This window comes from Paraburkholderia sp. J67 (assembly GCF_905220265.1).
GTDB lineage: Bacteria > Pseudomonadota > Gammaproteobacteria > Burkholderiales > Burkholderiaceae > Paraburkholderia.
On the sequence record NZ_CAJMZK010000007.1, the window covers coordinates 310,316 to 331,909 of the forward strand.

Here is a 21,594-nt window from a genome sequence, read left to right on the forward strand (position 1 = left end):
CGGCCAATCAGGCGAGGTAGGCGGCGAAGCGCTGCTGAAGGAAGTCGCGCAGGGCGCTGACCGTCGGCGAAAGCATCGCACGATGCGCGCAAACCAGATGGAGCGGCGCGTGTTCGGTCCCGTAGTGCTCCATTGCGCTCTCCAGCAGACCGGCCTTGAGATCGGCGAGGACGTCGAGGCGCGACTTGTAGGCGAGGCCCAGCCCCGCCAGCGCCCATTTGCGCACGAGTTCGCCGTCGTCGCTGCTGCGGTTGCCGTGCACGCTCACGACGACGGGTTCGTTGTCGTGGAAGAAGGTCCAGCGGTCGTGCAGCGTATCGCTCAACGCGAAGCGCAGGCAGTTATGGCGCGACAGATCGGCGGGCGTCGCAGGCCGGCCGTGGCGCGCGAAGTAATCGGGCGTGGCGCACAGCACGCGCCGGTTGTCGGGCACGAGCGGCAGCGCCACGAGGCTCGAATCCTCGGGCACGCCGTAGCGGATCGCCAGACCGATGGGCGCACGGAACATGTCCGCGATCTGGTCGCCAATGCGCACCTGCAACGAAACGGCCGGATACAGCGCCTGGAATGCGTCGAGCCAGCCCACCAGCAGGTTGCGCCCGAGATCCGAAGGCATCGACAACGACACCGTGCCGCCAATCATCTTGCGCCCATGCGCGACGGCGTTTTGCCCCGCCTCCAGTTGTTCGATGGCATTGCGCGCGAATTCGAGGTAGCGCTCGCCGTCGGCGGTCACGCGCAGGCTGCGCGTCGAGCGGGCCAGCAGCCGCACGCCCAGTTCCGCCTCCAGCCGCTTGAGACCCGCGCTCGCCACGGCGGGCGTGAGATCGAGTTGGCGCGCGGCGGCGGACAGACTGCCATTGGCGGCGGCAGAAACGAAAATCACGAGGTCTTCGAGTCGGATCATGAAGGGTAAGGAGCGAGCCTACGACAGATAAGGCTTCAATACTTCGGATGCCTGATCGAATTTTTGTTCGAGGAAATCAAGCAAGGTGCGTATGCGCGGCGCCATATAGGGCGTGCGCTGGAACAGCGCGTTCACGGGCACCTCGGGGCAGCGCCATTCGGGCAGCAGCAACGCCAGCCGCCCGGCCTGAAGATCCGCGCCGATATCCCAGATCGACTTCATGACCACGCCGCGCCCTTCGATCGCCCATTCGCGTGCAAGCGCGCCATCGTTGGTCTGCCGCGAGCGCTCGGGCGGCGCCGTGAACAACGCGGTCTCGTCGCCGCGCGAAAAGCGCCATTGGTTGGCCACGCCTGAAGCAGAGGCGAGCAGGATGAAGTCCAGCTCACCTAGTTCGTCGGGATGCTGCGGCGTGACATGCGCGGCCAGATAGTCGGGCGACGCGCACAGCGCGCGGCGATTGTCGGCGAGACGCTTCGCGACCATGCCGCTATCCGCAGGCACGCCGAAGCGGATCGCCATGTCGATATCGTCCTGCAACAGATGCGAAAGCGAATCGGAGAGCACCAGCGTGAGCGTGACCTGAGGATGCTGCTCGTTGAACTCGTCGAGCCAGTGGCGCAGCACGGCGCGCCCGAAGTCCGAGGTGGCCGACACGCGCAGCGCGCCGCCCACCGTGGCGTGGCCCGCCTGTAGCGCCGCGCGTGCATCTTCGAGCGTTTGCAGCGCATGCTGGCAATGCGCGAGATAGATGCGGCCTTCGTCGGTGAGGCGCAGCCTGCGCGTGGAGCGCTCGAAGAGTTGCGTGCGTAGCACGCCTTCGAGCTTCACGAGGCGCGCGCTGGCGGCGGCGGGCGACAGCCCGAGTTTCCTGCCAGCCGCCGACAGGCTGCCCTGACCGGCCGCTTCGACGAAAAGCCGTATGTCTGCGAGATTGTCCATGATCCGGGGTTAGGGGTGATGGGGCCGCATGCCGCCCGGCAGCCACCCTACCACGGTTGCGTCAGGCGCGGCCGGCAAGGCGCGGCTGGCCAGGCGCGCCAATTGCTCCAGCAGTGCGCGGCCTCGCCAACCCTTTCCGGCCGCCTCACTACAGGGAGAATCTGCAATGAAGAAATGGCTTCTGATTGCCGCCACGATGGCGGCCTCGCTTGCCGCGATCCAGCCGGCTTTCGCCTACGATCACCACAATTGCCACAAGGTGAAGGTCCATCACCACTGGGAAACGCGCTGCCATCACTAATGCGCGCGATCCAGCGTTTTCTCACGAGGGCGCGATCATTTTCGCCTGATTTTTGCTATATGATCGCCGTTTGAATTTCCGGACACCCCCTCGTGCAGATTTTCGTCGACGCTGACGCTTGCCCGTCGGTCATCAAGGACATGTTGTTTCGGGCCGCGCGTCGCGTCGAGGTCTGTGTCACGCTGGTCGCCAATCAGTACCTGCGCACGCCGCCGTCGCCGTTCATCAAGGCGATTCAGGTTCCGGCGGGGTTCGACGTTGCCGATGCCCGCATCGTCGAACTCGCCTCGGCGGGCGACCTTGTCGTCACCGCGGACATTCCGCTTGCCGCCGCGGTGCTCGACAAGGGCGCCCACGCGCTCGATCCACGCGGCAACTGGTTCACGCGGGAAACGATCCAGGAACGCCTGACGATGCGCGACGTGATGGACCAGTTGCGCAGCGCGGGCATCGAAACGGGCGGCCCCGCGCCGTTCTCCACACGCGACAGCAATACCTTCGCGAGCCAGCTCGACCGGTTTCTCGCGCGTCATGGCACGTCGCCCGGCAAGACGAGCTAAGCGAGACAATCACGCTTCCTTGAGTTCGCCCGCGGCGGGCACATTGCCCGACGGACTCATGACGTGCGGCTGCAACATCAACGCGACCAGTCCGGTCCAGCCCGTCTGATGCGATGCGCCGATACCGCGCCCATTGTCGCCGTGGAAGTATTCATGGAACAGCACGAGGTCGCGGCAGCGCGGGTCGGCCTGGAGTTGCGGATAAGCGCCCATTACCGGACGCTCGCTCTTGCCGTCGAGCAAGAACAGCGTCGTGATGCGCCGCGCCAGTTCGTCGGCGATCTGCGCAAGCGAGAGTTTTTTGCCCGACCCGGTGGGATATTCGACGAGAAATTCGTCGCCGTAATAGCGGTGAAACTCGTACAACGACTCAATCAGCAGATAATTCACCGGCATCCAGATCGGGCCGCGCCAGTTCGAATTGCCGCCGAACACGCGCGAATCGGATTCGCCCGGCAAATACTTCACGCCAAAATTGCAGCCGTTGTAACGGTACACGAACGGCTCGTCCAGATGCGTGCGCGACAGCGCGCGCACGCCATGCGCGGACAGGAATTCGCTTTCATCGAGCACGCGCTTGAGCAGCGCCTTCATGCGATGCCCGCGCAATAGCGAGAGCAGCAAGGCATTGCCCTTGCCCGGCTGATTCCAGCGCGAAACCAGCCGCGCCAGATCGGGGCGATGTTCGAGGAACCAGACGAGCCGGTCGCGCAGACCCGGCAGGCCGCCATGCACCTGCTCCTCCAGCACACGTACCGCGAAAAGCGGAATCAGGCCGACGATCGAGCGCATCCGCAACGGCTCGATGGTGCCGTCGGGCAAGCGCAGCTTGTCGTAGAAGAACTCGTCGACGCTATCCCACAGGCCCGTATCGCAGCCATCGTCGCAACTCACCGCGCCTGCGATGTACAGGAAGTGCTCGAAGAACTTCACGCCGATATCGACGAATACGTGATTGGCAAACGCGAGTTCCAGCGCAATGCGCATCAGGTCCAGCGCATAGGCCGCCATCCAGGCGGTGCCGTCGGCCTGATCGAGCCGGCCGCCTGTTGGCAGCGGCGAAGACCGGTCGAAGATACCAACGTTATCGAGTCCGAGAAAACCGCCCTGAAAGATGTTGTGGCCGTCGGCGTCCTTGCGGTTCACCCACCACGAGAAATTCAGCAGCAGCTTGTGGAAGATCAGTTCGAGAAATTCGCGATCCCCATGACCCGTGATCGAGCGGTCGATCTCATAGACACGCCACGCCGCCCACGCGTGCACCGGCGGATTCGCATCGCCGAAAGCCCATTCATACGCGGGCAGCTGGCCGTTGGGATGCTGGTAGCGATCCTTCACGAGCAACAGCATCTGCTTCTTCGCGAACATCGGATCGACCAGCGCGAACGCCACCGCCTGGAACGCGAGATCCCAGGAGGCGTACCACGGGTACTCCCACTTGTCGGGCATCGACAGAATGTCGCCGTTGCACAGATGCCGCCAGTCCGCGTTGCGCCCGTACTGGCGACTCGCGGGCGGCACCGGTTGCAGCGGATCGCCTTCGATCCAGCGGTGCACGTCGTACTCGTAGTACTGCTTCGACCACAGCATGCCTGCCAGCGCCTGGCGCTGCACGAGGCGCGCGTCGGCGCTTTCGATGTCGCGTTGCAGCGCGTCGTAGAACGCGTCGGCCTCGGCAAGACGTTGGGCAAAGAGTGCGTCGATGTCGAGCGGCACCTCCTCCTTCGGCACGGACAGCGGCCGCCAGCGAAACGTGACGACGGCGCGACCGTACGCGGCCAGTTCGACATGCACGCGGGCGGCGGCCTTCGTGCCCGCGTCGCGGCGAATCGCCCCTTCTTCGCCGTGCACGACATAGTCGTTGAAGCCGTCCTTGAACGGCCCGACGCCGTTCATGCCAAAGAGCCGTTGCACGTTGGTGTCGTTCTCGCAGAAAAGCCACTCGACCTGGCCGTCTTTCGATTCGGCCGTGACGACCAGCGGCTCGTGCCGATCGCCCCGCGCAACAACGTGCTCCCCCTCCTTCCCGGCCGATGAAACGCGCGTGAGCGAGGGCTTGCCGCTCTGGTTCTTCCACGACCACGTATTGCGCGCCCAGATCTGCGGCAGCACATCGAGCGAGGCATGGTGCCCGGCGCGATTCTCCACCGTCACACGCATGACCATGTCTTCCGGCGTGTGCTTCGCGTATTCGATCTGCACATCGAAATATTGTTCGTCGTCGAACACGCCGGTATCGAGGATCTCGTATTCGGGCAGCGTGGTGGCGCGCCGCGCGTTCTCGTCGATCAGATCCTGATAGGGAAACGCCGCATGCGGGTACTTGTAGAGCATGCGCATATACGAATGCGTCGGCGTGCCGTCGAGGTAGAAGTACAACTCCTTCACGTCCTCGCCGTGATTGCCCTGCTGGTTCGTGAGGCCGAACAGCCGCTCCTTGAGGATCGCATCGTGGCCGTTCCATAACGCGAGCGACACGCACCAGCCGAGCCGCTCGTCGGCGAAACCGGCAAGACCATCTTCACCCCAGCGATAGGCGCGCATGCGCGCGTGATCGTGCGGGAAGTAATCCCAGGCGGTGCCGTACTCGCTATAGTCTTCGCGCACCGTGCCCCACTGGCGCTCGCTCAGGTAAGGGCCCCAGCGCTGCCAGCGGGCGTAGTCGTCCGAATACAGGCGCTGGCCTTCGGCAGTGAGGTTGAGACCGGCGGCACGTTGCAGCATGGGATCCCCTTCCCGTCGAGCGGCGGGCGATGGACGACGCTCCGGCGCGTCGAGAGCCTCATGCTACGCGGTTTGCCAGCAGAGCCGCAGCGCGGCGGCAAGACCCGCGCTAGCCGCGCTCGCCTAGCCGTTCAAGGATGCGCAGCAACTCGCCGAGCGACCACGCCTGGAACGGCGTGCCGCCCGGCCTGTGCGGCGCGTCGCCATCGGCGACTTCGCTGATGTGATCGAGCCCGGCGTGGTCGAGATGCGCGAGCAGGGGCGCGACGAAGCGCGCGTGCGCATTCGCTCGCTGCGCCGCATCATCGCCGTAAACACGCAGCCAGGCATCGACGAACGGACCGAGCAGCCAGGGCCACACCGTGCCCTGGTGATACGCGCCGTCGCGCTCCAGCACGCCGCCGCGATATTGGCCGCGATACGCGGGATCGGTTGGCGCGAGCGTGCGCAAGCCCATCGGCGTGAGCAGATGCGCCTCGACCTGCGCGAGCACGGCGCGCGCCGCGTCGCCTTCGAGCAGAGCGAACGGCAGGCCGCCCACCGCAAAAATCTGATTGGGCCGGATCGCGCGGTCGATCTTGCCGTCGACATGATCGACGTCGATCACATCGGCCAGCGCGCCCGTGGCGGCATCGACGTAACGCGCCGCAAACGCAGCGCTCGCGCGCGCTTCGAGTTCATGCCAGCGCGCATCCCACGCGCTCGCGATGCGCAGCGCGTTGATCCATAGCGCCTGGATTTCGACCGGCTTGCCCATGCGCGGCGTGACGACCCAACCGCCCGCCTTCGCGTCCATCCACGTGAGTTGCACGCCTGGCACGCCCGCTCGCAGCAGGCCATCGCGGGGGTCCGCGGCGATCCCGTAACGCGTGCCGCGCGCATAGCCGTCGAGAATGGCGTCGACCGCGCCTTGCAGCACTCGCCGCGTTTCCGGTGGCACATTCGCCGCCGCGAAGAAGTCGTGCACCGCGATTACGAACCATAGCGAGGCGTCGACCGAGTTGTATTCGGGCATGCCGCCTACGTCGGGGAAACGGTTGGGCAGCATGCCTTCGGAAACCGTCGTCGACCATTCGAGCAGGATCGCGCCGGCAGCCTCGTGATCCTCCGTGCGGCCACTCGCGAGCAGGAGGCCACGCATGGCGATGAAGGTGTCGCGCCCCCAGTCGGTGAACCAGGGGTAGCCCGCGACGATCGTTCGGCCATCGCCACGCGCAACGACGTAGGCATTGGCCGAGCCGTGCAGGCGCGAGCCCCGCGACACACGGCGCAAGGCTTCGAGGCCCGCGAGCCGCTGCGCGCGGCTTGAAGCGCTTTCATCGTTCTCATCGTTGGCGTCGCGCATGGATGCACGCAGCAGCAGGACCGCGTCCCCTTTGCCAAGGTCGAACGAGAACACGCCTGGCGTCGCAAGGTCTTCGACAAAGTCGAGACCGCGCTCCTGTTCGCGCGTGTAGCAGAAGTTGCGATACCAGTCCGGTGCGTGCGTATAGCGGCCGTTCGAGAGCGCCACGATCGCGGGGAGATTGCCGTAGGGTTGCCAGCGCACCCGCTCGCCGTCGATCTGGGCATCGAACGCGAACGATGGATTCTCGTGATGTAACCCGTGATAGTCGCGGCCCGAGATCAGCAGGCGGACTTTCAGGGTGATTGCGTGGGTATCGTCAGGCGTTCCGGCTGGCGCCTCAAGACGCCAGCGCAACACGGTCTCGCGGCTCGCCTTCGCCACGAACACTTCGGCGATGAGGACCGCACCGCCGTCCAGCCGGTAGCGCCATGTCGGCCACGGCAAGGTGTCGAAGCTCGCGAGGTAGGGCGTGATATCGACGGAGAGCAGATCGGGCGCGTAGCGCTGCGCCGTCAGCGCGATCTTGCGCTCGCCGTCTTCGAGCCACGCTTCGATGCCGCTCACGAGCGCCACGCGCCCCGTGGGCGGCTGCGTGGCCGCAAGCAGCAGCGCGTGATAGCGGCGCGTGCGCGCGGTGCCGGGCGTGCCCGACGCGAAGCCGCCCGCGCCGTCCGCCTCGAGCCATTCGTCGTCGAGGCGGTCCGCGTCGATCGGGCTGGCCAGACGCGTCATGGCTGGGCCTCACGCCGCGCGCGGCAGATGCACGCTTACTGGCCGATGCCCAGCAGCTCGATCTCGAACGTGAGATCGCTGTTCGCCGGGATCGGGCCGACTTCGCGATCGCCGTAGGCGGTCGCCGCCGGGCAGGTCAGCTTCGCCTTGCCGCCGACCTTCATCGTCTGCACGCCTTGCGTCCAGCACGGGATCACACGGTTGAGCGGGAAGCTCGCCGGGCCGCCATGCTTGGCCGAGCTGTCGAACTCGGTGCCATTGGCCAGCGTGCCGCGATAGTTGACGCGCACGACGTCTTCGGCTTTCGGCTGCGGGCCGGTGCCCTGCTTGAGCTGCTCGACCACGACGCCCGAGGGCAGTTTCACGACGGGGTTGGCGGCGAATGCGGTCGATGCGACGGTGGCCGCGGCGATCAAGGCGATCAGGGATTTCATGCGAGGTCCTCGTTGGATAGAGCGTCGATTATATCGAGAGCGTCGTCGCTTGCCGGAGCAACGCGGCTACACACCAGCCGCAATCATGCGTCTTGCCTGGCTTGCGTCGCGGGAAACCAGCCGCTCATCACGGCCACCGCGCACCTTCGTCCTCGTGATTCACCATCCATTCATAAGCAATCCATATTGATTTTAATTGCACCGAATCTCCCAGCATGACTGCGATTTTTGACAATTCATCTCAATTCGGAATTGTCTGATCGTAGCGCAGGCATGACTTATCTACTATCGCGACCCTGAAAACATCAGGAGATTGTAAGAAATGGCGATGCATAGAATAAAACCATTAAATCGAACGAAACGAGCGTTCCGGTTTTCCTTCTGCACCTTGACCGCAGCCGTGCTGGCGGGATGTGGCGGCGGTTCAGACAGCTCATCGACTTCCGGGGGCGCGACGAACAATATCTCGCCGCCTTCGCCACCGCCCGCGGTCGCCACCCCCACAATCTCAGGGAAAATCACTTACGACAGCGTTCCCACGACTGCCTCCACCTCCGGCAGCACGGGCGGTCTGGACTACTCGAAAACGACCCAGCTCCCCGTTAGCCATGCACTGGTCGAACTCGTATCGAGCGACGGCGCCACCATACTCGGCAACACGACCACCGACGATACCGGCGCCTACACCCTCAACGCGCCGTCAGGCAAGCCCGGCTACGTGCGTGTGACCGCCCAGGCTTTCGAGGGCCCGGCCAGCACACCCGATTACACCATCAAGGTTCGCGACAACACCGCACCGGAATACAGCGCTTCGCCCGATACGGCACCGCTCTACTCGATGCGCGGCAGCGTATTCACCCCGACCACGGGCGTAACGAAGCTCGACCTGAACGCCGGCTCCGGGTGGACCGGCGCGAACTACGGCGGCGCGCGCACTGCCGCGCCGTTCGCGATTCTCGACCAGACCGTCAACGCCGCGCGGCAACTTCATCGCGCCGAACCGGGTGTCGCGTTGCCCGCGCTCAACATCTTCTGGAGCATCAATAACCGCCCCACTTCGGGCGACGCGAACAGCGGCTTCATCACAACGAGTCACTATCAGCGGGCGGATCAGAGCAAAGGCCTCTATATCCTCGGCGCAGAAGACGTCGATACCGACGAATACGACAGCAGCGTGATCGTCCATGAGTTCGGCCATTACGTCGAGGCGAACCTCTCGCGCTCGGACAGTATCGGCGGCGATCACAGCGCCGCAAACATGCTCGACATACGCGTCGCGTTTGGTGAGGGCTTCGGCAATGCGTTCTCGTCGATGATGCGCGGCACCCCGGTCTACACGGACACGGCCGGCGCGAGGCAGTCGGTATTGAGTGTTTCCCTGCACCTCGATCAGGTACCGCCTGCGGACGCAAAATCGTGGGCGAACGAGGCCGCCGTCGGCAATTTCCTGTATTCGGCCAGCCAGTCGGCCGACATTGGCTTTGCGCCGCTCTACCACGCGCTGCTCAATGGCGAAAGAACCACGCCCGCGCTGACCAGCGCATTTTCGTTTGCGACCGCGTTGCGGCCGGCCCTGACCGACGCCGGCAAGAGCAAGCTCGATGCGCTTCTTGGCGACATCGCAGTACAGGGAGGTAGCCAGCTCGATGCGTGGGGAACACAGACGAAGTCCTCGGGCGATCCGGGCGGCGACAATAGCGCGGCCGTACCGGTCTATTTGCCGCTCACCGTTGGCCAGTCCATCACCGCGTGCGTGACGACGGAGTATGGGACCGACAACAAGCTCGGCGTCTATCGCCATTTGCGCGTGACGGTTCCTGCGGCGGGCGCGTACCAGTTCACGACAGTACCGGCAGCCAGGGACGAGAGCGTGAACGACTTTGGCGTGATCGTCTACAGCCAGGGCAAGCCCCTACTGAACCTGACGTCGACCAGCTCAACGGTCTCGACCTATGTATTCCCGGCTGCAGGCGTCTACGCCGCCGACATGATGTCGGCGCGCGCTCTCGATTCGTCGACAGAGACAGCGCCGATGTCCTACTGCGCAAACGTCTTGATGAAGACGGCCAATCCATAACAAGGAACACACCATGAAAATGAATCTGCTCGTGCTCGCAGCCACTTTGCTGATCGGCGCGCAGGTGAGTTGCGCGCAAACGCCCGCGCTCACCGGAAAGAGTTACGGCGGCGTGGTCGTTCAGGCCGCCGCCGCGCGCGGTGCGGCGGGAAGCCCGATCGGCGTGACTGTCCGCTATACCGGCCTGCCGGCATCAGGCGCCAATGTGACGTATGCGACCGAGGGGGCGCTCAAGCTCGCGGGAGCGGACCAGAAGCGGCTTACGCCGGATGGCAAGGGGACCGTTGAGGACAAGGTCGTCGTGCAGGCCGCGACCGATGGCGCGTACTTCCTCAACGTGTTTGCGGCAACGCCATCGGGAACCAGCGTGCTGTCGATTCCCGTCACCGTTGGGTCCACGGCGTACAAGCCGCGGGCCGCAGCGGCGTCCACGGTTCCCACTGCGGGCGGTCAGCGTGTGATCGAAATGCCGGCGCAAGAAACCCGCCACTAGGCTGGGCTCCCAGCGGCGAGCCGCATTCCAGATCGAGGCGAGGGAACCCGCACAGGTGCGCGCTGTGCCCCTCGCCGTTCACCGGAAACCGTGCATTGCGATTACAGTGTCGCGTCCGGCGTCTCGCATGATCGGTGCAGCATAACGAACATGAGCATGACGAATCCGCCCCTATCTGGAAAGCAACATGAAACGACTGAAACACCTGTTCCTCGCCGCCCTCTGCGCCACCGCTTTCGCGACTGGCGCTCATGCGCAAACCAGCGCGCCTGGCCCGTTCGCCACCCCTGCGGGCGCGCTCCAATTCGTGCGCGACGACCACGATTTCGTGGCCATGCTCGGTCATGACATGATCGACCGCTTCGACGCGAAAACGCTGACGCATTTCGACGAACCGGGCGCCAACCCCGACACGGTCTCGCGCATGCTCGTGCAGTCCGCATACGGCCCCGTGCTGTACGACCTGCGCCGCCAACCGCCGCTCGTGCAGCACGTGAGAGCCCAAATGAGCGTCAAGCGCGTGTTCTGGCAACCCGATGAAGTCGTGATGCAAGGCCCGGAAGGCTGGTTCCGCTTCAAGGACGGCACGCTCACGAAGCTGCAATCCTCCAAAACGGTCTACCACTGAGCGTGCGTCGCTCCGTCTGATCAAGTCGAAGCGGGTGTTGAATCACCCGCTTGCAGCAACGCCTCGGTCACGTCTTCCGAAAACCGCATCGGCCGGCCGTCGACCAACAGCCGTTCCGGGTCCGCAGGAGCGCGCCCGATCGCGGGCAGGCCATGCGCGACCAGCGCACGCGCGCACGACGGCCAATCGGGCCGCTCGACGCTGACCGGTTCGTTCACGGACGCCCACGACAGCGTGCCAAGCGCATCGCTGCCATAGCCGTGCGGCTCGCGCCAGTTTGCGCCATGCGCCAGCAGAAAGGCCGCCAGCGCCGCATCGCCGCGGAAAATCGCGTGATTGAGCGCGGATGCGTCCCAGTCCCCGCCACGCACGTCGATGGGCCAGCCCAGCTCGACCATGAGTCTGACCGCGTCGCCCGAGCCCCATGCGGCGGCATCGGCCAGCAGCCGCAACGGCTCGCCTTCGATCGCGCGCGGCAATTCTGGATGACTCGCCTGGAGGCGGCGAGCCTCGACAGCGTCGGCGCGCGCGCAGGCCGAGACGAAGCGGTCTTGCGCACTCAAGGTCTCCTGCGCCCCCGCTGCGCGCAAGCGTTCGGCCACCTCGGGCAGCCCGGTCTGCATGGCGAGGCGATACGCGCTGACGCCCGCGGCGGTCTGCGCCCGCGGATCGGCGCCCGCCTTCAGCAACGCGTCGATGTGGCGAACCGGGCAACGCACGGCAATGGCCCGCAGCAACGGCGCGCCCCACATTTTCGTGGGGCCTTCGCCCGCCGGCTCGTTCGGGTCGCCATCGTGCGCCAGCAGCAATTCGAGCGCCTCAGCATCGGGCATGTCGAGCGCCCGGCGCAGCGCATTCGTGCCGCTCACCCGCGCGCCGTGATCGAGCAATAGACGCGTGCACGCCGGATTTTCGAGCGAGTGGTAGAGCGATTCGCCATCGTTGGGATTGGCGCCCGCCTCCAGCAGCATCGCCGTGAGCACCGGATCGCGCATGACGCCCGCCGCGCCGTAAAGCGCGGAAAGCGGCGCGCTTTCGTCGGGCGCGGCGAGCGAGGCCGGCGCAAAGCGGTTGCCGATCCGCTGGTCCGGGTCGGCGCCCGCATCGAGCAGATAGCGCGCGCACGCGCGCAAGCGGCCGGCATAGTCCGGCAGTTGTCCGAGGCCCGAATGCGTCACGGCCACGAGCGGCACAAGGCCGAGCGCGCCCCCGGCGCGGCCGACCCATGCGGGATCGGCGCGCACCGCCCGTTGCACGGCGTCGAGATTCCCCGCCGCGCAGGCAACCCAGACATCGGCGGCGATCAGTTCGGGGTGGTCGCGCAGCAATTGTGCGGCGACGCGTGGGCGGGCGGCGTCGTAGCTGCCGGTCACATCGCCGCCATAGGCAAGATCGAGCCAGCGGCGAACCAGCGTCGATTGCGCCTGCTGTGCGATCGCGTTCGCCTCCACGAAGGCATTGAGATCCGCCCACGCATTAAAGCCATACTCGCGCGCGATGCAGGACTGTGCATCATGCAGGCGCAATTGCAAGGCGAGCACCTCGGCAGGCGTGCGATGGGCGGCGGACGGGAGCGATTGGATGAAGCGTGCGACCGCTTGCGGATCGCCTTTGCGGTACAGGCCCAGAAGTTCTTTGGCCTGCTTTTTCAGGTGTTCGGCATTGGCCCTGGGGGGCAGCGTTTTCATGGACATCCTCGTGCAGTCTGGCCGAAGGTCCGCAATACCGGCAGCACAAAGGATGGAGACAATCCTGGCTTCGCGACGACAGGTGGGTTCAACCCTTTCCGCGGACCCGGAAGCGGCCTGCACCGCTAAGCCCAGATCGTAGGCGAGCACGAGGCAAGCGGTCAACCCGCCATCTTTCGGCACCGACCTCGTCGCCAGACATCCTTGCTGGATCGCCGGAATCAAAACATCGGGACTTCGAACGGTTCGCGATGTTCGCAAATATCACATGAAACGATGCATGAAAAACCGCAGCGGTGCAGGTGTTTGCTATCGGCGATTTTCCAGGCCTTTGCGGCATTTCAGCGAATTCGCATCGCGCGGATACCTCCCGCGATCTGTCATGCGTCTGGTAGGGCCATAACGCCTCATTTTTTTCATGTAACTCGCTAACGGGCAAGCACCCGAATTCGTCGCGACGCAGCATCATATCGATGCACAAATCGGCCTGTTTTGAGGGTCTCGTGAATGTCTAAGCGCGAATGGTGTTTCGTTATCCAGATAGTACGTTTGCGCCTTTCAGCCATTGATGCTCACGCTAACCACTTCATTTACAGGCTTGCCGAAGCACCACGACAAGCGGCGGCATGGATGAAGTAAAAGACGTCTTGTCATCGCACTCGGCCAATCCAGTGCGACTTGAGCAGTGATTTCGGCAACGAGCAATGGATGAAATACCACTGCATATTCAGGCTATTTCCTGCTGCATTGCCGCACCTCGTACGAGGGCAAATGTCAGGGAATTCACTGAGTGTTCGTGAAATGGCGACCGTGCGACTCTATGTCTCAGTGCCATTCCTAATGGAGCCAGGCATGCAAACCCAGACGCTCAAGAACGCAAAGGCCGCCGTCTTTCTGTATCGTTCGGCGGTGTGTCTCCTGATATTGCCCGTCGCCTGCCTTGTCTGGGCGCTCCAAACTTACCCCCCATTAGATGCCTGCTGGCTTTGCCTCTCGTTGGCAATCTATGGCTGGCCCTTCGCTGGTGTCCTTTTCATCATCGCGGTGGGATTGCGGGGCAACACCCCCGATCATCACCTCGAACAGGACACGGGTTTCCGCGAAGCGCACGGGCATTAAGCTGCTGCGACCTTTCGAATAAGGCCCTCTGGAAGCAGAGGGTTTTTGAGCCGAGGCCTGCCGCGTAGCCGCTGCTGTTTCAGCGTGGCGGTTGCGGGCAGCATCAAGCTCTTGCGTTCGAATGGTCAAACGGGTGCCGATGCCCTGATTCGTTCATTAGGTCAACGATGCATTGACCGTGAGCGAAGCTGTCCGGGTCGAATCTCGAACTGCGATCGCCCATCGATCGCAGACGTGAATCGCGCTCGGACAGTCGCGTAACACGCCATGCTTTGCGAACATGAAGTGTTGCGTCGCCTGAGTTGGGCTATCGCCTGCGCATCGTCATGTACCGTGAAGCTATTCTGGGCACTGCGCGGCCTCTCCGGCGCCGTGCACGCTCGTCGCGCCCACCCCTGATCGCTCGCGAATCATTCACGCCCAGAAGCCAGCATACCGTCTGGCAACGGCACGGCCTGCAAGCACTCTACGAAGCACTGGGCCGTGGGCGTGAGGCGGCTACCGCGCAACGTCAGAATGCTGACTTCGATCGGCGGCAATGTCTCGCGAAGCGCCAACGCGCGCACGCCGAGCGGCACCAGCACCTTATCGAAAAGCGCGGCCGAAAACAGTCCGATCAGATCCATACTGGCAACCAGGTGGGTCGCGATGCCAAACGACTCGCAACTCAATACTTGCGACGGTTCGCTCAGCCCTCGCGAAACGAACAAGCGGGAAACGAATTCCATGTTGAGCGACGGAACGACCCAATATTGGTCTTGCAACTCCTGAATGGATTCAGCAGCCGCGCAGGGATGATCGTTCCTTGCACCCACCATCAATTGCATCAGGAACAGCGGCTGTTGATCGAACTCCGACGGCAGGCTGTCCGGAACGGTATTGGCAATAACGAAGTCGAGCGTGCCGTTCTGTAGTTTTTGCAGGGCAGTTGCCCCGCCGTCCTCCGTGAGGCTGAGCCTGGCCTGAGGCAACCGCTGCCTGAATGCCGCCAGGGCGTCCGGCAGCAAGGTCAGGCCGACGGTCGACGTCACCGCCGCGGCAACGTGACCATGCCCTCCCGCCTTCATGAATAAAAGCTCTTCCCTGGCGCGCCGCATTTCTTCCAGCAAGAGGTTGGCCCGCACGCTAAAGGCCAATCCCGCATCGGTCAGTTCGACACCCGAAACACTGCGCCGCAGCAGCGATACATCGAGATCCCGTTCGAGTTCGCGAATGGTGCGCGTCACTGCCGGCTGGGACACAAACAAGGCACGCGCCGCAGCACGAATGCTGCGGTGCTCCGCGACCGCGACAAACGTGCGTAGTTGCTGCAATTTCACAAGACTTCCCCTGCGGATGACAACAAAAGCTGATCACAGTGACGAAAATTATATCTTCTTCTGATCATGCCCAATCTATACGATCGGAGTGACGCCAAGCTGCTGCTCACTTCCGCAGTGCACGCCGATTAAACGACGACAGTTCATCCGGAGACACATGAAAGCCGCCGATCGCTATTTTTCGCTGAACTATGCGCAAGCGCGTGAGCGATTCCTCGCCGCCGCGCGGGCACGCCCGGCCCGCGTAGCCTCTTTTCCGATCGATGCAATCGGCTCGCTGGGCGAGGCGCTCGCCACCGATATCGCAATCATCGAAGCCCGGAACGCGCAACGTCTGTTGATCGTCACGTCGGCCACGCATGGTGTGGAAGGGTTTTGCGGCTCCGCCTGCCAACTGGCGCTGCTCGACGATGAAGAACTGCTGGCGCGGGCCGCCGAGTCCGGTATTGCGCTGCTGCTGATCCATGCGATCAACCCCTACGGTTTTTCGTGGCTGAGCCGTACCAACGAAAACAACATCGACCTGAACCGCAACGCGCAGTCCTTCGCCGATCCGCTGCCCGACAACCCGGACTACCCGGACCTGCACCCGCTGCTGGTGCCTCCGGAATGGCCTCCCACCCGCGAGAATCAGCAAGCCATCGCTGCGTACATCGAGCAACATGGTCGGACCCGCTACCGCGACGCCGTTTCCCGAGGCCAGTACACGCACGCGGACGGCATCTTCTTCGGCGGAAAGGGGCGCAGCCAGTCCTTGCGCACGCTAGACCAGGTGTTGCGCACCCATGCCAGCGGGTTCGCCGATATCGGCTGGATCGACGTTCACACCGGGCTCGGCCCCTGCGGACACGGCGAAAAGATTTTCGCGGGACGACGCGATTCGGGCGAGGTCGCGCGTGCGCAACAATGGTGGGGACAAGACATTGCGGTGCCGTTTGCCGGAACGTCCACGTCGGCCGACATTACGGGGCATCTCGCGTCGACCATTTACACAGCCTGCCCGGACGCCCGCCACACGCTGATGGCGCTTGAGTTTGGCACGGTGCCCTTCGAGAGCATGGTCGATACCCTACGGGGCGAGGCATGGTTGCGCGCTCATCCGGACGCACCTGCAGCGTTTGCACGCCAGATCCGCCAAACCATCCGTGATGCCTTTTACTGCGATCACGACGTCTGGAAAGGCATGGTGTTGGGCCAAAGCCGGGTCGCAATGCTTCAGGCGCTGTGCGGCCTCGTCGCCGAGCCCATTCCTCCCCGGGACCTGGTTTGAACCCGACCGCCAATACATAACGACAAACTGGAGACACTATGACTCAGGCATCAGCCCCTTCTCTGGCCGCTGTGACAGCGCCCCCGCGCGCCTGGCGCATCATCGCCGCCGCGTCGATCGGCAATGCACTCGAATGGTTCGACCTGGTGGTGTATGGCTTTTTCGCAGTCACCATCTCCAGGCTCTTCTTCCCGGCCGGGGACGATTCGGTGTCGCTGTTGCTCACGCTCGGCACGTTCGGCGTCTCGTTCTTCATGCGCCCGCTGGGCGCAATCGTGCTCGGCGTGTATGCCGACCGAGCGGGCCGCAAGGCGGCGCTGACCCTGTCGATCTTGCTGATGATGACGGGCACCCTGTTGATCGCCGTGATGCCCACGCATGCCTCGATCGGGGTGTTCGCACCGCTGGGCATCGTGCTGGCCCGCATGATCCAGGGCTTCTCCGCGGGCGGCGAGTTCGGCAGCGCGACCGCTTTTCTGAGCGAGCACGCGCCGGATCGGCGTGGCTTTTTCGCCAGTTGGCAAGCGGCCAGCCAGGGCCTCACCACGTTGCTGGCCGCGCTGTTCGGCTCGTTCCTGACCGGCACGCTCAGCCCCGAGCAAATGCAGAGCTGGGGCTGGCGCATTCCGTTTTTATTCGGCCTACTGATTGGCCCCGTGGCGTACTTCATCCGCAAACGGCTCGACGAGACGCCTGAATTTCTCGCCGCCGAAGCCACGCAAACGCCGCTGGCCGATACCTTCCAGAACCAGAAGGAGCGACTCGTGCTGGCGATCGGTGCGGTGGTGGTGGCAACCGTGTCGTCCTATCTGATCCTGTATATGCCGACCTATGCGGTCAAGCAGTTGGGTATTCCGTCCTCGGCGGCGTTCACCGCGATCATCGCGACCGGCGTCGTGCAACTGGTCGGCGCACCGCTCGTGGGCGCGTGGTCGGACACGCATGGCCGCACCGGCATCATGCTCGGCGCGGCGGTGCTGTTCCTGCTGCTCGCCTGGCCCGCCTTCCATACGCTGGCGACGCATCCCACGTTTGCCGTCATGCTCGGCGTCCAGATCTTCGTCGGCATCGTCATGGTCGCTTATTACGGCGCCTTGCCTGCGTTGTTGAGTGAATTGTTCCCCACGCAAACGCGTACTACCGGCATGTCGCTCGGCTATAACATCGCTGTGACGATTTTTGGCGGCTTCGCCCCATTCGTCATTGCGTGGCTCATCAGCGTCACGGGCAACAAGCTGGCGCCGAGTTTCTATCTGATGGGGGCAGCGGCAATCAGCATCGTCGCGCTGTTGCGAATCAGGGCGCTGCAAACGCAGATGCGCCGGTAAAGGGCTTCGGTGGCAGATCCAACCCAGCGCTCATTGACAGGGCTCTGCCACAAACCCATCAAACGCCGTGCCGCTCACGCAGAATCGCGGCGGCCTGAGCAAGCGTGCGCAACTTCGCTTCCGCGATCTGGGCGCTATTCACCGGCGCGTCCGCGAACGTCGCAAAACCGCAGTCCGGATTGAACAGCACCCGATCCTTGCCGAACAGGCCGATCGCCTCTTCGGCCTTGCGCAGCACTTCATCGAGCGATTCGACGTGCGCGTGCTTCTGGTTACAGAGCCCCACGCCGATGCGTTGCCAGTCGGGCAGCGTCTTGAGGATCGCCATTTCCCCGGCGCGCGGCGTGCAGAGTTCGAGGAAAAGCGTGCCGACATTCAACACGGCCAGGGTATTGACGAGCGGACGATAGTCGCCCGTCATCGCCTTGCTTTCGTCGGTCGTCCAGTTCCCCCGACACATGTGCACCGCAACCCGCTCGGGCGGAAAACCGTCGACCACTGCGTTCAGCAGGTCGCGCGCGAAAGCCAGTTCGGTTTGCGGGTCGCCCTTTTCCGATAGCGCGCCGCACATGAAGCTGCGTTGACTCGTGGTGCCGGAGAACACCACTTCGGACAGCACCGGCTCGTCGAACTGCACGAGCGCGGCGCCCTGCGCCAGCAGCGCGGCCAGTTCTTCGCGCAGCACGCGGACCACATCCGCCGCAAGCGCCGCACGGCTTTCATAGGCACGGTCGGAAATGCACTCCATCCACATCGTCCGGGTCAGCAGATAGGGCCCAGGCAGCGCGACCTTGACGGGCCGATCAGTCAAGCTGCGGACATAAGTCATTTCATGCACCGCGAGCGGCTTGCTGCGCCCGAGCGGGCCGAACACCGCCGGATGACGCACCTCGCCCGCCGGGACATCGAGCGCGCGCAACTCCTGCTCGAAGGCCTGCGGGTCATCCACATACGGCAACAGATCCGTCAGCGGAATCAACTGGCAGTTATCGAGCAGACCGCCGACGAAACTCGCGTAACTGTCACGCCGCTGCTCGCCGTCCGTGACCACGTCCACACCCGCGCGTAGCTGCGCGGCGATCGCCAGTTGCACGGCATCATCGGCACTGGCCTGGAAAGTCGCGTCGTCGAGCCGGCCCTCCATGTGTTCATGCAGCGCCTGAAGCATCCAGCGCGGTCGCGGCCAGCTGCCGACGCCCATCACCGACAGCGGGCGGATCGACGGTGCCGGCGATGGCGCGGGCAACGAAGCCGGAATCGTCACCGGCACGATCCGGATCGACACACGCGAACGCGCATCGCGTTCGGGTGATGCCTCGTTGCGCGGTGACTGGGTCCCCTTGCCCGTGAACGCACCTTTGCTCACGAGAAAACTCCGGCGCTTGCCGTCCTTCGTCCACGACACAAGTTCGTTGCCCGTCATGCGGCACCATGCGGGCAGATCCGCTTCGACCGAGGTTTCCGTCGACTGTATTTCCAGCAACTGCCCGCGTTCGAGCGGATCAATGTGCTTGCGAATCAGCAGTAGCAGGCCGTTGCCGCAATCGAGATCGCCGCCGTCGAAACTGACGGCAGGCTCATGCGAATGTTGCGTGGAAGGTTTCATCATGCTGGCGCCCCGATCTTCCCTGTCTTCTCTGCGCGCTTGCCCGCTGCCTGCGTGTAAGTCAGCAGTAGCGGCGATGCACAGGCGCGCAACCAGGCGCGGCGCAACCGACGGCCTGGCGTATCGATGAACGGATCGAGCGCCCACGACGCTGCCATGCCGGCCGCATCGGCAAACGTGTGCCGAGTTGTCATGGCGCCCTCAGTAGCTGAGACTGGGACAGGCGTCGCTCATGAATTCGACGAGCATGGCGCCACCGACGATCCTGGCGCCGGGGATCAGCTTGTCTTCGTCGAGCGTGCGCTTTTTGAAGCACGGCGAGCAGACGTAAATCTGGCCGCCCGCTTCGACGAAGCTGGTGATGAGTTCCTTGAGCGGCGCGAAGCCGGGTTCATGAATGTCGTCGGCGTAACCGGACTGGGACAGGCGCGTACCCTCGATGTTCAGGAAGACGACCACTTCCTTCTCGCTGGCAACGGCCGCATTGGCGACGACGAAAGCAACCGTCGCCCTGTCGGCGTCGTCCTTGGCTCGAGTCAGACTGACTACGAATTTTCCAGACACGATATTCTCCCGGTTCTCTTGCGCGGTGGATTGCTGAAGGCAAACGCCGCTCCACCACGGACGGCATCAGCCTTTCGCCTTGATGAAAAAGATTCCTTTCTCGGGTTCCGCCAACAACAACTGATGTCCGGTGATCCGGCAATACGAAGGGATATCCTCGATCGCACCGCGATCCAGTGCGACGAGTTTGATGATTTGCCCAGGCATGGTCCGCAGCGTCACACGGAGCTTGAGCAGCAGTTCCCCGCAACCGAGTTCGCCGGCGTCCCATTCGACGTCGAATGGGACGCCGGGGTCCACTACGGGTAAATGGGCGTTTCCTGTCATGGCGGTGAACCGCAGCGATGTCCGAACTTTTGCACGGACAGAATACGGCATATTGCGCCGCTGGCGCGCGACGGTGTCCTGAGCCAGCGAGGACGGGGCGCGTTGATGGACTTCACGACCTCAAAGTCGTAGAGCCCGCTTGTCCAGCCGCCTGGCTAGTTGCGAGCTCATCCTGTTCGTCAGGCTTGTTTTCCCCGCTTGTGAAGGCGAGCAATCAACGGGTCAAACTGAAAGCGATTGACCAATGGCGCGATCACGCCAGCAAAATAGGCCAACGCACCAAGCTCGAATCCTTGCGTGATCGAAAACCTCTTCTTCGCGACTCCCTTCAAAATGGCATCGGCCACTTCGTCTGCGGTCATGGCTTTTGCCTTGGCCGCGATCCGGCTCGTGATTTCAGGTCGGATCCTGATCTCCTCACGCAGCATCGGCGTATCGGTATCGGGCGGATAGACCACCGACACGTCGATGCCTTCGGGGCGTAGCTCCGCGCGCAGCACTTCGGCAAGGCCGCGTAGCGCAAATTTGGTCGGCGTGTATGCGGAAAGTCCGTAGACCCCCAAGAGTCCCGCGCCGGAGGAGATCAGAACGATATGTCCTTGGCCAGCTTGCTGCATCGATGGCAATGCCGCGCGCACAAGATAGACACTGCCCAGATAGTTGATGTCCATCGTCTGCTTGAAGGCAGAAATGGCCAACTCTTCGAAAATATGGGGAATGACAATGCCTGCACTCGCAACAACCAACGCAGGTGCGCCAAACGCATGCACGGCGCTATTGACTGCATCCTGTACCGCTTGCGGATCGACCACGTCTACGCTAATGGCTAGAACACGCTGATCCGTGCCGCGTCGCGCCGATTCAATTTCGAGGCGTGCGGTGTCGAGACGCTCCGCATCGCGCGCGAGAATCGTAACGTTATACCCGGCAGCCGCTAATTTTTTTGCAAGCGCCAGGCCAATGCCACTGGACCCGCCGGTGATGATGGCATGCTGCGTCAATTTGAATCCCTTTCCTTGTTCCAATGTTTGGCGGACATCGCTTCGATCCGCGCGCTCTAAACCGCAAAACTCGCTAGAAGAAGACCTGCGAATAGGCAGGCTTTCCGTCTTGCTTGTTTGATTACTTCGGCGTCTCTTTTTTACGAATGTCTTTCTGCCATCCGAAAGCCACCGAACCGCGACGCCGAGCCCCACTCAAGCCTCGACGTCCGCCAGGATGCCGGTC

At 63.5% G+C, this 21,594-nt stretch carries 20 protein-coding genes; 8 read left to right on the top strand and 12 right to left on the bottom strand.

Annotated features, from left to right (window positions below):
• Positions 1 to 7: 7 nt before the first annotated feature.
• The gene (locus U5782_RS16625; protein WP_322044932.1) at positions 8 to 907 is read right to left on the bottom strand and encodes a LysR family transcriptional regulator; all 900 of its coding nucleotides are present in this window, start codon (positions 905 to 907) and stop codon (positions 8 to 10) included.
• 18 nt (positions 908 to 925) lie between these two features.
• Entirely contained in the window at positions 926 to 1,849 is a 924-nt protein-coding gene (locus U5782_RS16630) for a LysR family transcriptional regulator (RefSeq protein WP_322044933.1), read from the bottom strand.
• A 166-nt stretch (positions 1,850 to 2,015) separates the two neighbouring features.
• Between U5782_RS16630 and U5782_RS16635 the strand changes: the two genes are divergently transcribed.
• Positions 2,016 to 2,150, top strand: coding sequence for a hypothetical protein (locus U5782_RS16635; RefSeq protein ID WP_322044934.1), 135 nt, complete (start codon positions 2,016 to 2,018; stop codon positions 2,148 to 2,150).
• A gap of 92 nt (positions 2,151 to 2,242) precedes the next feature.
• Positions 2,243 to 2,710, top strand: coding sequence for a YaiI/YqxD family protein (locus U5782_RS16640; RefSeq protein WP_322044935.1), 468 nt, complete (start codon positions 2,243 to 2,245; stop codon positions 2,708 to 2,710).
• 9 nt (positions 2,711 to 2,719) lie between these two features.
• Here U5782_RS16640 and U5782_RS16645 read toward each other — a convergent pair whose 3' ends face one another.
• From U5782_RS16645 to U5782_RS16655, 3 genes are all read right to left on the bottom strand, one after another.
• Positions 2,720 to 5,434, bottom strand: a complete 2,715-nt coding sequence (locus tag U5782_RS16645) for an MGH1-like glycoside hydrolase domain-containing protein (RefSeq protein WP_322044936.1) — start codon at positions 5,432 to 5,434, stop codon at positions 2,720 to 2,722.
• Between the two features lie 109 nt (positions 5,435 to 5,543).
• The gene (locus tag U5782_RS16650; protein ID WP_322044937.1) at positions 5,544 to 7,514 is read right to left on the bottom strand and encodes an amylo-alpha-1,6-glucosidase; all 1,971 of its coding nucleotides are present in this window, start codon (positions 7,512 to 7,514) and stop codon (positions 5,544 to 5,546) included.
• Positions 7,515 to 7,549: 35 nt separating this feature from the next.
• Positions 7,550 to 7,948 carry an FKBP-type peptidyl-prolyl cis-trans isomerase gene (locus tag U5782_RS16655; protein WP_322044938.1) on the bottom strand — a complete coding sequence of 133 codons (399 nt, stop codon included), beginning with the start codon at positions 7,946 to 7,948 and terminating at the stop codon, positions 7,550 to 7,552.
• 388 nt (positions 7,949 to 8,336) lie between these two features.
• Between U5782_RS16655 and U5782_RS16660 the strand changes: the two genes are divergently transcribed.
• The 3 genes from U5782_RS16660 to U5782_RS16670 all read left to right on the top strand — a co-directional run bounded on the left by U5782_RS16660 (position 8,337) and on the right by U5782_RS16670 (position 11,146).
• The gene (locus tag U5782_RS16660; protein ID WP_322044939.1) at positions 8,337 to 10,025 is read left to right on the top strand and encodes a hypothetical protein; all 1,689 of its coding nucleotides are present in this window, start codon (positions 8,337 to 8,339) and stop codon (positions 10,023 to 10,025) included.
• Positions 10,026 to 10,038: 13 nt separating this feature from the next.
• Entirely contained in the window at positions 10,039 to 10,518 is a 480-nt protein-coding gene (locus U5782_RS16665; RefSeq protein WP_322044940.1) for a hypothetical protein, read from the top strand.
• A gap of 196 nt (positions 10,519 to 10,714) precedes the next feature.
• Positions 10,715 to 11,146: a hypothetical protein gene (locus U5782_RS16670; protein ID WP_322044969.1), complete on the top strand. Its 432-nt coding sequence runs from the start codon at positions 10,715 to 10,717 to the stop codon at positions 11,144 to 11,146.
• A 20-nt stretch (positions 11,147 to 11,166) separates the two neighbouring features.
• Here the strand turns inward: U5782_RS16670 and U5782_RS16675 are convergent, their stop codons facing one another.
• Positions 11,167 to 12,834 carry a hypothetical protein gene (locus tag U5782_RS16675; protein ID WP_322044941.1) on the bottom strand — a complete coding sequence of 556 codons (1,668 nt, stop codon included), beginning with the start codon at positions 12,832 to 12,834 and terminating at the stop codon, positions 11,167 to 11,169.
• Between the two features lie 852 nt (positions 12,835 to 13,686).
• Here U5782_RS16675 and U5782_RS16680 point away from each other — a divergent pair.
• Positions 13,687 to 13,953 carry a hypothetical protein gene (locus tag U5782_RS16680; protein WP_322044942.1) on the top strand — a complete coding sequence of 89 codons (267 nt, stop codon included), beginning with the start codon at positions 13,687 to 13,689 and terminating at the stop codon, positions 13,951 to 13,953.
• Between the two features lie 410 nt (positions 13,954 to 14,363).
• Here U5782_RS16680 and U5782_RS16685 read toward each other — a convergent pair whose 3' ends face one another.
• Positions 14,364 to 15,272, bottom strand: a complete 909-nt coding sequence (locus tag U5782_RS16685; RefSeq protein WP_322044943.1) for a LysR substrate-binding domain-containing protein — start codon at positions 15,270 to 15,272, stop codon at positions 14,364 to 14,366.
• A 157-nt stretch (positions 15,273 to 15,429) separates the two neighbouring features.
• On the opposite strand from U5782_RS16685, the gene U5782_RS16690 reads away from it, so the two are divergent.
• Both U5782_RS16690 and U5782_RS16695 read left to right on the top strand, forming a co-directional pair.
• Positions 15,430 to 16,542 carry a M14 family metallopeptidase gene (locus tag U5782_RS16690; protein ID WP_322044944.1) on the top strand — a complete coding sequence of 371 codons (1,113 nt, stop codon included), beginning with the start codon at positions 15,430 to 15,432 and terminating at the stop codon, positions 16,540 to 16,542.
• A 38-nt stretch (positions 16,543 to 16,580) separates the two neighbouring features.
• Positions 16,581 to 17,870: an MFS transporter gene (locus U5782_RS16695; protein ID WP_322044945.1), complete on the top strand. Its 1,290-nt coding sequence runs from the start codon at positions 16,581 to 16,583 to the stop codon at positions 17,868 to 17,870.
• 58 nt (positions 17,871 to 17,928) lie between these two features.
• Here U5782_RS16695 and U5782_RS16700 read toward each other — a convergent pair whose 3' ends face one another.
• The 5 genes from U5782_RS16700 to U5782_RS16720 form a co-directional block, all read right to left on the bottom strand.
• A complete protein-coding gene (locus U5782_RS16700; protein WP_322044946.1) occupies positions 17,929 to 19,479 on the bottom strand; it encodes a 5-methyltetrahydropteroyltriglutamate--homocysteine methyltransferase in 1,551 nt (516 codons plus the stop codon).
• Positions 19,476 to 19,670 carry a hypothetical protein gene (locus tag U5782_RS16705; RefSeq protein ID WP_322044947.1) on the bottom strand — a complete coding sequence of 65 codons (195 nt, stop codon included), beginning with the start codon at positions 19,668 to 19,670 and terminating at the stop codon, positions 19,476 to 19,478. Before U5782_RS16705 ends, U5782_RS16700 begins: the two co-directional genes overlap by 4 nt.
• Before the next feature lie 7 nt (positions 19,671 to 19,677).
• Complete coding sequence (locus U5782_RS16710; protein ID WP_322044948.1) at positions 19,678 to 20,040, bottom strand: DsrE family protein; 363 nt, start codon at positions 20,038 to 20,040, stop codon at positions 19,678 to 19,680.
• A 66-nt stretch (positions 20,041 to 20,106) separates the two neighbouring features.
• Positions 20,107 to 20,367 carry a sulfurtransferase TusA family protein gene (locus U5782_RS16715; protein WP_322044949.1) on the bottom strand — a complete coding sequence of 87 codons (261 nt, stop codon included), beginning with the start codon at positions 20,365 to 20,367 and terminating at the stop codon, positions 20,107 to 20,109.
• Between the two features lie 179 nt (positions 20,368 to 20,546).
• A complete protein-coding gene (locus tag U5782_RS16720; protein WP_322044950.1) occupies positions 20,547 to 21,368 on the bottom strand; it encodes an SDR family oxidoreductase in 822 nt (273 codons plus the stop codon).
• Positions 21,369 to 21,594: the final 226 nt, after the last annotated feature.

Coding starts and splice junctions, on each gene's coding strand:
- U5782_RS16625 (WP_322044932.1), bottom strand. CDS start 907: ATGATCCGACTCGAAGACCTCGTGATTTTCGTTTCTGCCGCCGCCAAT.
- U5782_RS16630 (WP_322044933.1), bottom strand. CDS start 1,849: ATGGACAATCTCGCAGACATACGGCTTTTCGTCGAAGCGGCCGGTCAG.
- U5782_RS16635 (WP_322044934.1), top strand. CDS start 2,016: ATGAAGAAATGGCTTCTGATTGCCGCCACGATGGCGGCCTCGCTTGCC.
- U5782_RS16645 (WP_322044936.1), bottom strand. CDS start 5,434: ATGCTGCAACGTGCCGCCGGTCTCAACCTCACTGCCGAAGGCCAGCGC.
- U5782_RS16650 (WP_322044937.1), bottom strand. CDS start 7,514: ATGACGCGTCTGGCCAGCCCGATCGACGCGGACCGCCTCGACGACGAA.
- U5782_RS16655 (WP_322044938.1), bottom strand. CDS start 7,948: ATGAAATCCCTGATCGCCTTGATCGCCGCGGCCACCGTCGCATCGACC.
- U5782_RS16665 (WP_322044940.1), top strand. CDS start 10,039: ATGAAAATGAATCTGCTCGTGCTCGCAGCCACTTTGCTGATCGGCGCG.
- U5782_RS16675 (WP_322044941.1), bottom strand. CDS start 12,834: ATGAAAACGCTGCCCCCCAGGGCCAATGCCGAACACCTGAAAAAGCAG.
- U5782_RS16680 (WP_322044942.1), top strand. CDS start 13,687: ATGCAAACCCAGACGCTCAAGAACGCAAAGGCCGCCGTCTTTCTGTAT.
- U5782_RS16690 (WP_322044944.1), top strand. CDS start 15,430: ATGAAAGCCGCCGATCGCTATTTTTCGCTGAACTATGCGCAAGCGCGT.
- U5782_RS16695 (WP_322044945.1), top strand. CDS start 16,581: ATGACTCAGGCATCAGCCCCTTCTCTGGCCGCTGTGACAGCGCCCCCG.
- U5782_RS16700 (WP_322044946.1), bottom strand. CDS start 19,479: ATGATGAAACCTTCCACGCAACATTCGCATGAGCCTGCCGTCAGTTTC.
- U5782_RS16705 (WP_322044947.1), bottom strand. CDS start 19,670: ATGACAACTCGGCACACGTTTGCCGATGCGGCCGGCATGGCAGCGTCG.
- U5782_RS16715 (WP_322044949.1), bottom strand. CDS start 20,367: ATGACAGGAAACGCCCATTTACCCGTAGTGGACCCCGGCGTCCCATTC.